This is a genomic window from Allobacillus halotolerans (genome assembly GCF_018967645.1).
Lineage (GTDB): Bacteria > Bacillota > Bacilli > Bacillales > Alkalibacillaceae > Allobacillus > Allobacillus halotolerans.
Window position 1 is genome coordinate 113,712 of sequence record NZ_JAHLZF010000001.1, and the last position, 15,494, is coordinate 129,205.

General features: G+C 38.6%; 16 protein-coding genes. All 16 read right to left on the reverse strand.

The window, feature by feature from the left end:
* Nucleotides 1–6: 6 nt before the first annotated feature.
* A complete protein-coding gene (aroA, locus tag KQ486_RS00605) occupies nucleotides 7–1,299 on the reverse strand; it encodes a 3-phosphoshikimate 1-carboxyvinyltransferase (RefSeq protein ID WP_144158836.1) in 1,293 nt (430 codons plus the stop codon).
* Nucleotides 1,287–2,390 (reverse strand): 3-dehydroquinate synthase, encoded by a 1,104-nt coding sequence (aroB, locus tag KQ486_RS00610; RefSeq protein ID WP_216686496.1) that lies wholly within the window; start codon nucleotides 2,388–2,390, stop codon nucleotides 1,287–1,289. Before aroB ends, aroA begins: the two co-directional genes overlap by 13 nt.
* A complete protein-coding gene (gene aroC, locus KQ486_RS00615) occupies nucleotides 2,387–3,553 on the reverse strand; it encodes a chorismate synthase (protein WP_216686497.1) in 1,167 nt (388 codons plus the stop codon). The genes aroB and aroC overlap by 4 nt, the downstream gene beginning before the upstream one ends.
* Nucleotides 3,554–3,568: 15 nt before the next feature.
* Nucleotides 3,569–4,342: a CheR family methyltransferase gene (locus KQ486_RS00620; RefSeq protein WP_274237301.1), complete on the reverse strand. Its 774-nt coding sequence runs from the start codon at nucleotides 4,340–4,342 to the stop codon at nucleotides 3,569–3,571.
* A 162-nt stretch (nucleotides 4,343–4,504) separates the two neighbouring features.
* The gene (gene ndk / locus KQ486_RS00625; RefSeq protein ID WP_144158824.1) at nucleotides 4,505–4,951 is read right to left on the reverse strand and encodes a nucleoside-diphosphate kinase; all 447 of its coding nucleotides are present in this window, start codon (nucleotides 4,949–4,951) and stop codon (nucleotides 4,505–4,507) included.
* Nucleotides 4,952–5,034: 83 nt separating this feature from the next.
* Nucleotides 5,035–6,009: a polyprenyl synthetase family protein gene (locus KQ486_RS00630; protein ID WP_216686499.1), complete on the reverse strand. Its 975-nt coding sequence runs from the start codon at nucleotides 6,007–6,009 to the stop codon at nucleotides 5,035–5,037.
* A 17-nt stretch (nucleotides 6,010–6,026) separates the two neighbouring features.
* Entirely contained in the window at nucleotides 6,027–6,731 is a 705-nt protein-coding gene (locus KQ486_RS00635) for a demethylmenaquinone methyltransferase (RefSeq protein ID WP_216686500.1), read from the reverse strand.
* A 13-nt stretch (nucleotides 6,732–6,744) separates the two neighbouring features.
* The gene (locus KQ486_RS00640; protein ID WP_216686501.1) at nucleotides 6,745–7,398 is read right to left on the reverse strand and encodes a heptaprenyl diphosphate synthase component 1; all 654 of its coding nucleotides are present in this window, start codon (nucleotides 7,396–7,398) and stop codon (nucleotides 6,745–6,747) included.
* Between the two features lie 323 nt (nucleotides 7,399–7,721).
* Nucleotides 7,722–7,994, reverse strand: coding sequence for a non-specific DNA-binding protein Hbs (gene hbs / locus KQ486_RS00645; protein ID WP_144087326.1), 273 nt, complete (start codon nucleotides 7,992–7,994; stop codon nucleotides 7,722–7,724).
* A 330-nt stretch (nucleotides 7,995–8,324) separates the two neighbouring features.
* Nucleotides 8,325–9,803: a stage IV sporulation protein A gene (spoIVA, locus tag KQ486_RS00650; protein WP_144158812.1), complete on the reverse strand. Its 1,479-nt coding sequence runs from the start codon at nucleotides 9,801–9,803 to the stop codon at nucleotides 8,325–8,327.
* A 155-nt stretch (nucleotides 9,804–9,958) separates the two neighbouring features.
* Nucleotides 9,959–10,669, reverse strand: coding sequence for a YphF family lipoprotein (locus KQ486_RS00655; protein WP_216686502.1), 711 nt, complete (start codon nucleotides 10,667–10,669; stop codon nucleotides 9,959–9,961).
* A 14-nt stretch (nucleotides 10,670–10,683) separates the two neighbouring features.
* On the reverse strand, nucleotides 10,684–10,881 hold the full coding sequence (locus KQ486_RS00660) for a DUF2768 domain-containing protein (RefSeq protein WP_144158806.1): 198 nt from the start codon (nucleotides 10,879–10,881) through the stop codon (nucleotides 10,684–10,686).
* A 256-nt stretch (nucleotides 10,882–11,137) separates the two neighbouring features.
* Nucleotides 11,138–11,401: a stage VI sporulation protein F gene (locus KQ486_RS00665; RefSeq protein ID WP_216686503.1), complete on the reverse strand. Its 264-nt coding sequence runs from the start codon at nucleotides 11,399–11,401 to the stop codon at nucleotides 11,138–11,140.
* 90 nt (nucleotides 11,402–11,491) lie between these two features.
* Nucleotides 11,492–12,520 carry an NAD(P)H-dependent glycerol-3-phosphate dehydrogenase gene (locus KQ486_RS00670; RefSeq protein WP_216686504.1) on the reverse strand — a complete coding sequence of 343 codons (1,029 nt, stop codon included), beginning with the start codon at nucleotides 12,518–12,520 and terminating at the stop codon, nucleotides 11,492–11,494.
* Between the two features lie 16 nt (nucleotides 12,521–12,536).
* Entirely contained in the window at nucleotides 12,537–13,847 is a 1,311-nt protein-coding gene (gene der / locus KQ486_RS00675) for a ribosome biogenesis GTPase Der (RefSeq protein WP_144158797.1), read from the reverse strand.
* A 461-nt stretch (nucleotides 13,848–14,308) separates the two neighbouring features.
* Nucleotides 14,309–15,448, reverse strand: a complete 1,140-nt coding sequence (rpsA, locus tag KQ486_RS00680) for a 30S ribosomal protein S1 (protein WP_216686505.1) — start codon at nucleotides 15,446–15,448, stop codon at nucleotides 14,309–14,311.
* Nucleotides 15,449–15,494: the final 46 nt, after the last annotated feature.

Genomic DNA, 15,494 nt, shown 5'->3' on the forward strand with positions numbered 1-15,494 from the left:
TTTCTTTCAATCTTTTGGTGAATGTTCCGGTTGCTTGAGTTGGTTAAATTGTTCAAAGAAATTAGGATAAGAGATTTTAACACAATCATAATCATCGATTGTAACGGCATCATTTGTAATCAATGAGGCGATCATCGCTGTCATGGCTATTCGGTGATCATGAAATGTTTTGACCATCCCGCCATGTAGTCGACTCTGGCCTTGTACAATCATTCCATCCTCTTCCGCTTTAATCGATACACCCAATGCGGCTAACCCTTGAACAGTTGCTTGAATTCGGTCCGTCTCCTTAAAGCGTAACTCTCTTAAATGATGAAAGCGAGATATACCTTTTGCCTGTGATGCGACCAAAGCTAAAATCGGTATCTCATCAATTAAAGTTGGTATCTCCTCTTCTTTCAATGTTGTCGCTTTTAATGTTGAATGCTTAGCAATAATTGTTCCGACAGGTTCGTTCATCATGTTCGGCTTCTGTATAACTTCGATGGATGCTCCCATTCTCTTCAGTACATTCAGAAAGCCGATTCTCGTCGGATTAAGGCCGACTCGTTCAATGGTCAATTCACTTCCCGGTGTAATGACTGCCGCAGCAATCCAATAGGCAGCTGAAGAAAAATCTCCAGGGACTTTTATGTTTTTTGCATGTAACACTTGGTTTTCTTTTAATGTAATTGTACCATTTTCATCCGTGATATGAACCCCGTAAGCTTCGAGCATGCGTTCAGTATGATCTCTTGATTTAGTTTGTTCCGTCACCGTAACATTAACTTGTCCGGTTAATCCTGCTAAAAGAATGGCTGATTTTACTTGAGCACTGGCAACAGGCATATCATACTCAATTTTCTTTAGTGACCCACCAACAATTTTCATTGGCAAATGTCCATCTTCTGTCAAAAATTCAACCGTTGCTCCCATCATAGAGAGTGGTTGGGACACCCGCTTCATCGGTCGCTTTGATAAAGAGGGATCACCTACTAATTCCGTTTGAAACGGCATGGCAGCCAACACACCTGCCAATAACCGAGCTGTCGTACCTGAATTACCGAGGTCAATCGCATCTGTAGGTGCGGATAGCTTCGATGCACCTTCACTATCTATGATGACTTGCTGGTCCTGCTTCTTCACTTGAACACCCATCGCTTGAAAAGCATCTAACGTACGTAAACAATCGTCTGAGAACAAAAAATTGTCAATGACAGTTTTTCCAGTAGATAAGCTTGCTAAAATGGCTGCACGATGGGAGATGGATTTGTCACCAGGGATGCTGATTGTTCCGTGTAATGCGTTTATTTGAGCCAATTAAATTCACCCTGATTCCACTTTGTCATAAATTCATTGAGATAGTTTTCCATTGTATTCACATCTATTTTTTGTAAGTAAGGTTTTCCAACCTGTTCTAAAAGGACGAATTGAAAATCATCACGTGTATTTTTTTTATCAAATTTCATGAGATTCAGAATTTCTTCACTTGTTACGTTATCCAAGTTTAATGGGTAATCCATCTTTTTCACCCAATGGATCAATTCTTGTATTGATAAATCGTTTAGGTGATTAAACTTTTCGTTCGATACCCATAAAGCAAAAATCATACCAAGCATCACACATTCACCATGTGTACGTTCGTTCATTCGGACGGCTTCCAATGCATGACCAAATGAGTGGCCGAAGTTCAAAAATTGACGGATGTTCGTTTCTTTTTCATCCAATTGAACAATGTTGTTTTTCACTTGGATCGATCGTACGAGTAAATGCTTAAAGTCACTTGAAGAAAGGTCCATGCCCATTCGGGTGAATGTCAGTAAATCATCATACAACCGTCGATCGGCAATTAGACCATGTTTCACCATTTCAGCTAGGCCTGAGCGTATTTCTTGGTCATTCAGTGTTTGGAACATGTCGAGATCAAAAATAACTTGGTGAGGGGGATAAAAGCTACCGATGATATTTTTCTTTCCATCCAAATTGACAGCAACTTTCCCTCCAATACTACTATCGTGTGCAAGAATTGTAGATGGCATTTGAATAAAACCAATGCCTCTCGCATAGGTAGCAGCAGCAAAGCCTGCTAAATCACCAACAACCCCACCACCAAGTGCGAGAATGGCTGATTTCCTTGTCATTCGTTGTCTTAATAGAAATTGTTGTAAGCTTTTATATTCTTCCAACGACTTTGATTGCTCACCAGGCGGGATGACGTATACGTCAGTCGGAAAAGATGAGTTCAATGCATGTAAGCAATCATCGAGATAATACTTTTGTACATGCTCATCGGTAACAATCACAAGTTTTTCAATCGATGGATCAAGAAGTTCAGCCAATTTATGGCGTATGCCTGCATCAATTGAGATACGATAATTATGCGACGCTGCTGTAACCGAAAGTTCGATCAAAATAAACGAGTCCTTTCTCTGTATTCTGCAACTGATTTTTTCAATTGATCCATGAAGTCAGCTGAAAACTGATCAAGAATTGCGTTAGCGACTTCCCAAGCAACAACATGTTCCATGACAACAGCAGCGGCCGGAACAGCACAAGAATCTGACCGTTCGATACTCGCTTTAAACGTTTCTTTCGTATCGATATCAACACTGTTTAATGGTTTATACAAAGTGGGAATTGGCTTCATTACTCCTTTTACGACGATTGGCATCCCCGTTGTCATGCCGCCTTCAAAACCACCTAATCGATTCGTTTCTCGTTGATATCCATTTTGCTCACTATAGCTAATCTCATCGTGAATGTCACTTCCGCGTTTGTTTGCTACCTCGAATCCTTCGCCAAACTCTACTCCTTTGAATGCATTGATACTCATCACACTTCCAGCTATCTTCCCGTCCAGTTTCCGATCAAAATGAACATGCGACCCCAATCCTACTGGTACACCCTCTACATGCACTTCACATATGCCACCTATGGAGTCGCCATCTTGTTTCGCCTGATCAATAGCAGCTTTCATATCTTCTTCAACTGAAGGATCAATGACATGCAGTGCTGATTGATGAGAAATTTCTTGTTTTTCTTGCATCGTTAGCTTGGGTTGGTCATTTGCTTTTACTTGATAAATTTGTTTGACAAAACCCAACACTTCAATACCGATTTCACGTAATAACTGTTTGGCAACTGACCCAGCTGCCACCCTCGCAGCTGTTTCACGAGCCGAAGAACGCTCAAGGATATTGCGCATGTCCCGATGATTGTACTTTAACGCACCGTTCAAATCGGCGTGCCCTGGACGAGGCTTCGTTACTTGCCTACGGATTTCGGTATCATCCTGCAGTGGTTCTGCTCCCATGATATCCGTCCAATGCTTAAAATCATCATTTTTTAGTACTAGACTAATCGGTGAACCTAAAGTAGATCCGTGTCTGACTCCGGAAGTAATCTCAATTAAATCTTTTTCGATTTTCATTCGACGGCCTCTGCCGTAGCCACCTTGTCTACGGATCAATGAGTGATTGATATCCTCAGCTAGTAATTGTAAATGAGCTGGTATCCCTTCGATAATGGTAGTAAGTTGTTTTCCATGTGATTCTCCTGCAGTTAAGTAACGCATTGCTCAAGACTCCTTTTAAACCTTTTGATAAAAAAATGAATCAATCGCTTGTAGACCATATTTTTCAGGTTGAAATATTTGTTCTGTACTCCCTACAAATAAAATTCCACCCTGCTTTAAATGATTCGCAAATTGTGTATATATTTTCGTCTTCGCTTCGTCCGTAAAATAAATTAATACGTTTCTGCAACAAATTAGATCATACATTCCTGTATAAGGATCAGCGAGTAAATTATGTTGTTTAAATGATATGACCTCTTTTAATGCATTGTTGACTTGAAAAACTTGACTGTTTTGATGAAAATACTTTCTCTTTTGTCCAGTTGTAACTTCTTTCAATGAACGTTCATGATAAATACCTTGTTGTGCTTTATGTAATACGGTTTCATCCAAGTCCGTTGCCAAGATCTTCATTTGATCCCAACGTAAGAACTCATGTAAAAGAATTGCGAGCGTGTAAGGTTCTTCACCTGTTGAACAAGCAGCACTCCATACGTTGATTTGATTTTTATCTTTTATCAATTCAGGCAATAAATTAAACTTCAGCCGATCCCATCTTGAACGATTTCGAAAAAATTCGGATACATTGATTGTCATTCGGTCTAACAGTTCTGTTAATAAATCTCGATTATTCTTTACTGCATCGAAATAGCCAGAAAACGTGTCAAACCCTCGCTTATCCCTTAGAGAAGTCAATCTTCGTTTCATTTGTTTCTCTTTGTATAACCCTAAATCAATACCTGTTTGCTGTTTAATCGAACGTACAAATTCAGTATAATCATTCCCCACAACTTTTACTCTCCTATATCTGTAATACTTCTTATTATAAAGATAATAACGATATAATGCCATTGTTCCATAAGCTCAAGTATATGAAATTAATTCAATCATTTAAACAAACAGCAAAAAACCAGCTACGATTTGTAGCTGGTTTTAAGGGCATTTAGATAATTAGTAAACCCAAGTATCTTGATCTTTTTGATAATCAACTAGCTCTTCATTTAGGAAAAATAGTTCGATCTCACGTTTTGCTGACTCTTCAGAATCAGAACCATGAATGATGTTCTTCCCAACTGTTAAACCAAAATCACCGCGAATTGTTGCAACGTCTGCATCTTTCGGGTTTGTTGCACCCATCATTTTACGTGCTGTTGCAATAACATTTTCACCTTCCCATACCATTGCAAAGACAGGTCCGGAAGTGATGAAGTTAACCAACTCACCGAAGAATGGTTTATCACTATGCTCACCGTAATGTGTTTCAGCTAAGTTCTGGGAGATTTGCATTAATTTAGCGCCTGCTAGTTTAAATCCTTTGTTTTCAAAGCGAGATACAATATCTCCTACTAGATTACGTTGTACACCATCAGGCTTGACCATAACGAAAGTTCTTTCCATAGATAACACCTCTTTAATATATTTATGCATTCTTCAAACCGTAAAAAGTTTATCAAAGATTGACGAAAATTACAATTTAAATATTAATATTTACGTTTTCCTAAGTAGACTGCGATTTTTCGTAGCGTTTTTTTAATCGGATGAGACGGTAACGACTCTAATGCATTTAGCGCTCTGTCTAAATAGGCATCACTCCAAGCATAAGCTTCATCAATTGAAGGTGAACTGCTGATATCTTGGATGGTTTGTTTAATCAGACCTTTATTGTATTCAGTTGGATCTTTAAAATAAGCTTCAATCGATGAACGGGAAGCATCATCATTTTGAATGGCTAAAATCGTCGGCAATGTAAGGTGGCCATTCAGCAAATCACTTCCAACGGGTTTACCAAGTTTTTCTTCGGTTGAAGTGAAATCAAGAATATCATCGATGATTTGATAAGCCATTCCGATATAGTAGCCAAACTTCTTCAGCTGAATGATTTCTTCATCGTTGCATTTCGAAGAGATTGCTCCAAGCTCCGTACTCGAAGCAATTAATAGAGCTGTTTTACGCTTGATCCTTCTAAAATACCGAAATAAATTTTGACCGATCAAGTAACGATCTTTCAATTGTTCAATCTCACCTAAAGTAAGCTGATGAATCGTATGGGATAAAACGTGGTGAAGTCTCGGTTCATTCAATTGTTGCAATAATTCCACTGACCGAGCAAAGATAAAATCACCCGTAAACATAGCTGTGCCATTATCCCAACGATCGTTTACAGTCGGTCGCCCTCTCCGTATTGTTGCTCGGTCAATGACATCGTCATGGACAAGCGAAGCCATGTGGATCAATTCAAGTGCAACGGCAACTTCAATAACATCTCCCTGTTTTGAAGCACCAAATTTGGATGCTAGCAAGACAAACACCGGACGAATCCGCTTGCCACCCGCTTCCAATAGGTGATTGGATGTATTGCTGATCATAGACGGTTCAGCAGAGGTTATCTCTTTGATTTTACGTTCAACTTGATCCATCTCTGGCTTGATTGATGATAAAGTCGCTGCAAGTTTCATCCGTTTTCACCTTTTCTTTATTTAGTGCCTTTATGCATTGCTGCTGCGCCAAGTGCGTATGATTTCACTTGGACTTTCTTAAATCCTGCTTTTAAAAACATTTTTTTCAGTGTTGCTTTATCGGGAAAGTTTTTTGTTGATTCATTTAACCAGACGTATTCGTCATAACTTTTTGCAAATAACTTACCAAACAAAGGCATGATATGTCGGAAATAAAAGAAATACAGTTGCTTATAAACCGGTAATGTTGGCTGTGATGTCTCGAGACAGACAACTTTTCCACCGGGTTTAACAACGCGGTACATCTCTTGCAATACACGATCGTAATCAGGAACATTACGTAAACCGAATCCGATAGTGACATAGTCGAATGAGTTATCCGCATACGGCAAATTCATTGCATCTCCATGAGTGAAGGTGATGTTCTCAATTTTTTGGTCTGCGATCTTTTTCTTTCCGACCGAAAGCATATTTTGACTAAAATCCAAGCCGACGACATGGCCATCTTGTCCGGTTGCTTCAGATAAGGCAATTGTCCAATCGCCAGTCCCACAGCAAACATCCAAGCAATCCGAGCCTTGTTCCACAGCCATTCGCTTCATTACATCTTTGCGCCATGCTTTGTGGCGTTGAAATGATATGATTGAATTCATTTTATCGTAACGGCTATATATTTTTTCAAATACAGAATGTACTTTTTCAGATTTTGTTTGAGGGTCCATTTGTCTCCTACTTTCATTCACAGTTAATTGAAGTCTCTTCAAACTGTGATTTTCGTTCTAGCCATTTCTCTATTACTTGGCTGTTTTGTTTAATCATCTTTTCAATCCAAAATGGCTGTTGCCGATAGACAAAATGATAAATAATTTGTTTGCGCAGGTAATTATAGTCAGTAAGCTGATAATACGAGGCATAAGCATCATATAAACCGATATAAATATCCTCGACTTTATTAAGGATCTCTATAGCGGATAACTGTTCATTATGTAGAAGCTCAATTTTCGTACGGTTAACTTGCTTAACTGGTTCAAGAAAGTGATCCAGAGCGCTTAGTTCACCACTGCCAGATAACAGTTTATAGAACCAGGAACTATGATAATCCCCAATCAGTGCATTCATTTGTATCGATCCAACCATGTTATATGTGCGGTCATTTGGTAAAAAATCAAACTCGACACGGTCGTGGATTTGAAGGGAAACTTGCATATGAATGACAGCATCATAAATAACCTGCTCCCGACTATCCAGTTCAGGTTTTAATTCCCTAAAAAAACGTAGGTGATGCTTAAGACCGGTCATGTCATAACGGTCTGCTTTTACGTATGTATGTTTGTATTGTTCTATAAATGTATGGACCAATTGATCCTGATACTCATTTACTGAATTCAATTAAATCACCAACTATTACGTTCTAGGACTCCTATGATATTTTAGCATGTCCGAGTGAAATTCGCTAACAAGATGAAGGGAAAAATCAAAATTTCATTTACTGATTTAAATTGAAAATCGATTTTTTATTCCTCATTCGTTTAGTTCGACTTCTTACAGGATATATTGACTCCCCGGTTACACCTTTGGATCTGATTTAAACGATTCGCTAATTTGACCAAAAAAACAATATAAACGAGGTCAAAAATTATCTCTATCGTTATTATAGACAAAAATAAAAAAAGGAGGTTAAACCTCCTTTTTAGGGAACACCCTATGTACTGTTATTTCACAGCATCTTTTAGGGCTTTACCAGCTTTAAATGCTGGAACTTTACTTGCAGGGATGTCAATTTGTTCACCAGTTTGAGGGTTACGTCCCTTACGAGCAGAACGCTCACGTACCTCAAAGTTACCGAAACCGATTAATTGTACTTTTTCTGATTTTTTCAATGAACCAGTGATTGCATCAAATACTGCATCAACAGCGTTGGAAGCATCTTTTTTAGAAAGATCAGCTTGCTCTGCAACTGCATTAATTAAGTCTGTTTTGTTCATCCGTCTCACCTCCTCTCAAAGAGTGAGTAACTATATTAAATTGCACATTGTAGAATTTATACAATTGCAACTTAACCATAATTTACACGAAATGATAATTCTGCATCGTTTACTTGTGTTGCTTGTTTTCAATTCACAAACCGGAACATTGGCTTCTAAGCTTTACAAAGCCTATATCCTCTAGGCTCGCTAGCTGTATTTGAATAGTATCACAAGCATATCCACCTTTCAATATAAAAATGCCTAAAAGCCCTAATTTATCAACGTTTTAAGACATTTTTCTCATTTTAAACAGAAAAAAAGCGACAACTTTTTGTCGCTTTTGCAAATTTATAGGATAATGGCAATCAACCCGCCGCTTCCTTCATTAATGATTCGCTCTAGTGTATCTTTCAGTTTATATCGTGCGTGTTCTGGCATGAGTGTTAACTTAGCATGTATTCCTTCTCGGACAATAGAACTCAATGAACGCCCAAAAATGTCTGACTTCCAAATGGATAAAGGATCTTCTTCAAAATCTTGCATTAAATAGCGAACAAGCTCTTCACTTTGTTTTTCTGTTCCAATAATCGGAGCGAATTCCGATTCGACATCCACTTTAATCATATGAATGGAAGGAGCAACAGCCTTTAACCTGACTCCATATCGAGGACCTTGACGTATAATTTCAGGCTCTTCCAATTTCATATCTTCTAAGGTAGGATTTGCAACCCCATAACCGGTCTGCCTGACCATAGCAATCGCATCTTGATACTGATCGTATTCTCTTTTGGCATCTGCATAATCCTGAATCAATTCAAGTAAATGATCTTTACCACGTATTTCAACACCAACAATTTCATTCAATACTTGATCATATAACTCATCTGATGTGTGTAACTCAACTTCAGCAATACCTTCGCCCATCTCCATTCCGGACAATCTGGCATCGGTGACGAAATCATAATCATAAAAATTACCTACTACTTGGTCGACATCTCTCAGGCGCCGAACATCTTTGACCGTTTCTTGTATGGCCTCTTGAAATTGCTTTCTAAGCCAATGTTCTTCTTTTAAGGACATGACCCAACTTGGTAGATTCACATTGACTTCAATGACTGGAAACTCATACAATGCTTCCCGTAAAATATTGTGAATGTCATCTTCTCTCATATCTTCCACAGATACTGAGATGACAGGAATATCATATTCCTCCGCCAATTCATTACGAAGCTCGATCGTTTCCTGTTCATGTGGCCTAGAGGAATTGAGCACCATAATAAAAGGTTTTCCCACCTCTTTTAATTCTTCTACCACACGAGCTTCCGCATCCACATATTCATCCCTTGGAATTTCACCAAAAGACCCATCTGTTGTCACGACAACGCCAATCGTCGAATGCTCTTGAATAACTTTTCTTGTTCCAATTTCCGCTGCATCCGGAAAAGGTATAGCCTCTTCATACCAAGGTGTATGAATCATTCGTGGGCCATTCTCATCTTCAAAACCTTTTGCTCCATTAACCGTATACCCTACACAATCAACTAATCTGACTTTGACATCCAAACCTTCATCAACGGAAATTTCCACTGCGTTGTTCGGTATAAACTTAGGTTCTGTCGTCATAATTGTTTTTCCGGCTGCACTTTGTGGAAGTTCGTCCGTAGCACGATCACGCTCATCTTCAGATTCAATGTTTGGCAAAACAATCTGATTCATGAATTTTTTGATGAACGTGGATTTACCTGTTCGCACAGCACCTACAACACCTAGGTAAATATCTCCGTTGGTCCGCTTTGATATGTCGTGAAACACGTTGAAATTATCCATCTTATCCCTCCGACCTTTTATACAGTATCGATTAACTGTTATTCATATGCACTATTAACTTATGACGTTGTCCTACTTGAATATGCCAGAAACACATAAAAAAATAGAGATCCTACAGTTTCCTTAGTAGAATCTCTATGTCATAAGATTAAAAGTTATTCGGATGACTCCAATATAATTTCTCCATTATCCAAAAACATGGCTGGTGAATAGGCTGGCACGATTGGGTAATGCTCTGTAAGAAGGTAACGAAGGTCTCCTTCGTATTCCTCAATCCCTTCTTCCTCCATTAATTGGTATACATCTGGCCTGAAGTCGACTTTTGCTTCTCCTCCTTTACCGATAACGAGATCTAACGTTTGTTCGGTATAGGGACTATCGACTGTATAACCATCTTTTAGTCTTAATTTTTCCTGATCTATGGAGAAAACCCCTTTACCTAACCGATCACCAAAGGGTGCAAAATCATGTTCATTTCGATATAAATTGATTTGATAATTGACTGTTCTTAAACGCTGTGTAATTCGTGCGTCAACGACCTTTACGGTTGGATCGTTCTCTGGATTAATTAGAACATAAGAATAAGCTCCTCCACCTGCGAATGAGTTGCTAGGTACTTCACCCATTATTCCTTTTTCTCGTAACACTTGGAAATCAATAGGGTATTTAATAAAAATAGGTGTGTTTTGATCTTTTGTTTCAATTGGCAACAATCCGTCTGTTGCTTTTCGGTATTCATCAACAGCTTCTTGTACACGATTTAATTGTTCATCATTCGTTGCTTGGTTTTCAGTAAGCTGATCATTCGGATAAAGACACCCAGTTAAAAGGATGCTCGAAAAGATCAATAAAAGAATACGCATCATTCTTCATCCCTCATTTATTCAGTAGGTCCACTTAGAACAATATAGAAAATAATGATTGCTCCGACTATCAAACATATGTAAGCCGTTAAAGAAACGATAAATCGCAAAATACCTGACAGCTTGTTTCGGGCCAAAATAATTAATCCAGTTGCAGCAAAGAGTAAAACCATTCCTCCAAATGATATGTACATATTCAGCATTGATTGAGACATGTTACAACCTCACTTTCTTCCCCACTGATTATATCACATTCTATCATTCGCTTATAAGTATTGAACTTGAAAGCTTTGTGAATTCTTAGGGCAAATGTACAGGTCAGGTGAAAACGATATAACAAACCAAAAAAAAGAAAAAAGAGGTGTAGGGGCATACACCTCTCAGACTAATTCCTCACAAGCAGCTCATCAATCTTTCACCATATCATATGACAATCGTGTGGGTTTGAACGTTCGCTAGCCTATACAATTGCTATTTTTTAAAAATTTGTTGAAGCATGTTCGCATCCATTGATTGATTCTTTTTTGTAACCAATTCAACAATTCGGTCTTCTTTCTCTTTTGTTACCGGACGATTGGCTATTTTTCCTAACTTCCTGACAAGATTTCTAACCGTATTTTCATCCGAGAAATTTGCTTGCTGCATAGCATTTGCTACTTGCATGATTTCCTGTGGTGAAATATCAGCTTTCTTGCTCAGATGATCCATAATTGAATTTGTAACGTCATCCTTCATACATTTTCCTCCTTGTGAATGCATTCATATTACTATATGCATTGTGGAGAAAGCTGTTCGTTTTGACGCTTGAAGGATACGTGATTAATTTTAATTTTTAAAATCAACTGAGAGAGCGTTTAATTCATTTGTTTTTCCTCGTTGCATCAAGTCGTCTACAACCTGCCGTGGATCTTTTCCTTCAAAAAGCAAGTCGTAAATACCACTTGTAATCGGCATGTCAACAGCCTCTTTTTCAGCTAGTTGATGGACTGCCTTCGTCGTTCGTACACCCTCGACAACCATTCCCATTTTATCAAGCACATCGGGTAAATTATACCCTTCACCTAACATATGTCCAGCTCGGTAGTTACGACTATGCTGGCTTGTACATGTGACAATGAGGTCACCTATACCTGTTAATCCTGCGAAGGTTAATGGTGTTGCGCCCAACTTAACACCAAGCTTTGCCATTTCAGCTAAACCTCTAGTGATCAGTGCTGCTTTAGCATTATCTCCATATCCAAGTCCATCTGAAATACCAGCACCGAGAGCGATTATATTTTTGAGTGCTCCGCCAATCTCGACACCGATAAAATCTTCATTTGTATAAACCCGAAAAACATTATTCATAAACAAATCTTGTGCTTTTTCAGACTCGCTTAACTGTAGTGAAGAAACAGTCACTGTTGTTGGCTGTTTCAAAGCAACTTCTTCAGCATGGCTTGGACCTGATAAAACAACTATTTTTTCACCATATGGTTCCCCTAATTCTTCGGCAATCATTTCAGAGATTCGTTTATGTGTTTCAGGCTCAATACCTTTTGATGCATGCATGAGAACCTGTTCGCTTGTCAGATGCTCTTTAGCTTGTTTAATAACGTCCCGCATCGCTTTCGTCGGAACGACAAATAAAACAGCGTCTGCATTATCTAAAGCTAAACTCAACTCATGATAGCCAGTGATTTCATCCGGTAACCGTATGCCCGGCAAGTATTTGTCATTCGTTTGCTGTTCGTTAATTTCATTTGCTTGATCTTTCCGGTGTGACCATAACCTAACATCGTGTCCGTTATGAGCCAGCACCATGGCTAAAGCTGTTCCCCAGCTCCCAGCACCGAGTACTGTAACCTTTTTCATTATTCCACCTCATCAATTAATTTCTTCTTCTGGCATAGATATTGACGGGCGTACCCTCAAAACCAAAAGCTTCTCGTATTCGATTTTCAAGAAACCGTTCGTATGTGAAATGCATTAACTGTGGGTCATTAACGAATACGACAAATGTTGGCGGCTTTGTAGCCACTTGAGTAGCATAAAGTATTTTTAGTTTTTGTCCTTTTATCGACGGAGTCGGATTGACAGCCAAAGCGTCTTCGATTACTTCATTCAAGACGTTGGTTTTCACCCGTTTGGCATGATTCTCACCGGCCATGACAATTTTCGGCAATAATGTGTGTAGTCTTTTTTTGGTTTTTGCTGATAAAAACACAATTGGTGCATAACTCAAAAATTGAAATTGTTTCCTGATCTCTTGTTCGAATTTGTGCATAGCATCCTGGCTGCTTTCAACAGTATCCCATTTGTTTACGACAATAACAATCGCACGTCCTGCATCGTGTGCGTAACCAGCGATTTTTTTATCTTGCTCTCGAATCCCTGTGTCAGCATCGATTAAAATAAGAGCGACATCTGAACGTTCGATTGCTTTCATCGCACGGAGGACGCTATACTTTTCGGTCGTTTCATATACTTTTCCTCTTTTACGCATCCCTGCCGTATCAATAATCGTAAAGTCTCTTCCTTCCCTAGTAAATGAAGTGTCAACAGCATCTTTTGTTGTTCCTTCGATATCACTGACGATGACACGCTCTACGCCTAAGAGAGAATTAACAAGAGAGGATTTACCGACATTCGGTCTTCCGATTAAGGAAAAATAGATCCGATCTTCATCTTCGACTTCATTGCTTCGATCAGGAAAATGTTTGACGACCTCATCCAATAGGTCTCCTAATCCTAAACCGTGTGTACCGGAAATCGGAAATGGCTGGCCAAAACCTAGCGCGTAATACTCATAAATCAAATGTTGCATTTCATAACTATCAACTTTATTCACAGCCAGCACAACCGGTTTATTGGAACGATATAACATTTTTGCCACTTCTTCATCCGCACTTGTAATGCCTTCTCGGCCATTGACCAAAAAGACAATTACATCCGCTTCATGAATTGCAATCTCAGCTTGCTCTCTTACTTGGACAAGTAGTGGCTCATCGCTTAAATCAATTCCACCTGTATCAATAATATTAAATTCTGTATTTAACCATTCTGCTTTTGCGTAGATACGATCACGGGTTACACCTGGTGTGTCCTCAACAATCGAAATTCGTTCTCCAACTAAACGGTTGAAAATAGTTGATTTACCGACATTCGGTCTGCCCACGATAGCAATAGTCGACTTTCTCATAATATTTCATTCCTAACAACTTAAGTAGATTTTTTTAACGCACGTATAAAGAAATAAACGATGGATTTTCAGGGATCCTAAAACGGATATTTAAATCAATAAAACTTACTTATCAATAGGCGAGTTTATGATGTACATTCGCTTATTTTCTTTCCGTAAAAACCAATAAGATCAATTGGATAAAAAAGCTGGGACAAAATTTGTTTTATATCAGAAGAACAAACAAGTGATAGTCTGTGTTTCAGAGATCAATACGATCCTTTCAGAAATCACTGTAGAGAACTCATCTTCTGATCATGGTTCCTTGACCATGCCAGTTCTCTTCATCCTGAAATTCTACGTATATTTCAATGCTCAGCATATTCACTGTTCACCTTCTGATTAATAAATGTAAGTTAAGTCCCAGCCTATCCAATCATTATATTGTAAGATGATACTCCATTTAAAAAATTCGTGTATCTTTAATCTCTCATTTTTTTAAGCTTGTCTCCAACAAGGTCACCCAGTTGGAAAGTGTGATCGTCTTGGTCCTTTTGATACTTTTGATATTCTGAACGATCTTGATCTTCTTCAATTTCACGGATACTTAAAGAGATCCGTTTCTTTTCGCCATTGACTTCAAGCACTTTAGCTTTTACTTTCTGTCCTTCTTCCAGTACTTCTTCTGGTCTACCAATATGTTCTTTCGAAATTTGTGAAATATGCACAAGTCCCTCAACTCCAGGAAGTACTTCTACGAAAGCGCCAAAATGAACGAGACGAACAACATTTCCTTCTACAATTTCTCCTTCATTAATTTGGTCTTCAATTCGATCCCATGGACCAGGCAGTGTTTCTTTCACTGAGAGACCAATTCGTTCATTGTCACGATCGACGGAAATGACTTTTACTTTCAATTGGTCACCTTCACTTACGACATCGCTTGGTTGGTCAATATGTTGATGGGATAACTGTGAAATGTGAACCAATCCATCCATTCCACCTAAATCAACAAAAACACCAAATGGGGCTAGTCGTTGAACGGTTCCTTCAACAATGTCACCGATTTCGAGATCTTGAAGCAATTCTTGCTTTTTCGCTTCCAATTCTTTTTCGGCTACTGCTTTATGTGAAACGATGATTCGATTTTTCTCTTCATCCATTTCAATAATTTTTACAGATAAGGTTTTACCTTTATATGCACTTAAGTCTTCAACATAGTGTGTTTCCACATGAGAAGCTGGCATAAAGGCACTCAATCCAGCATTTACGACTAAACCGCCATTGACTGATTCAATGACTTCCACGTCGAAAACATCTTCATTTTCGAATCGTTCAGTCAACTGTTGAAATGCTACTTCGCGGTCTTTCATCTTTTTTGAAAGAATGATCGTATCTTCTTCTACTTTTTTGACAACGACACTCACTTCTTCCCCTTCAGATAACACTTCGCTTGTATGATCTACATGTAAATGTGAAAGTTCAGAAATAGGGATGACACCATCATATTTCGTTCCTGTATCGACAACTACTTGCTTTTCCTCTAATTTCAATACAGATACATTCAATTCATCTCCAACATTCAACACATTTACTTCATGGTTCTCTTGATTCTCTACCATGTCCAAATCCTCCTTCGTACCCAAACTCTTCATCATTAATATTTCA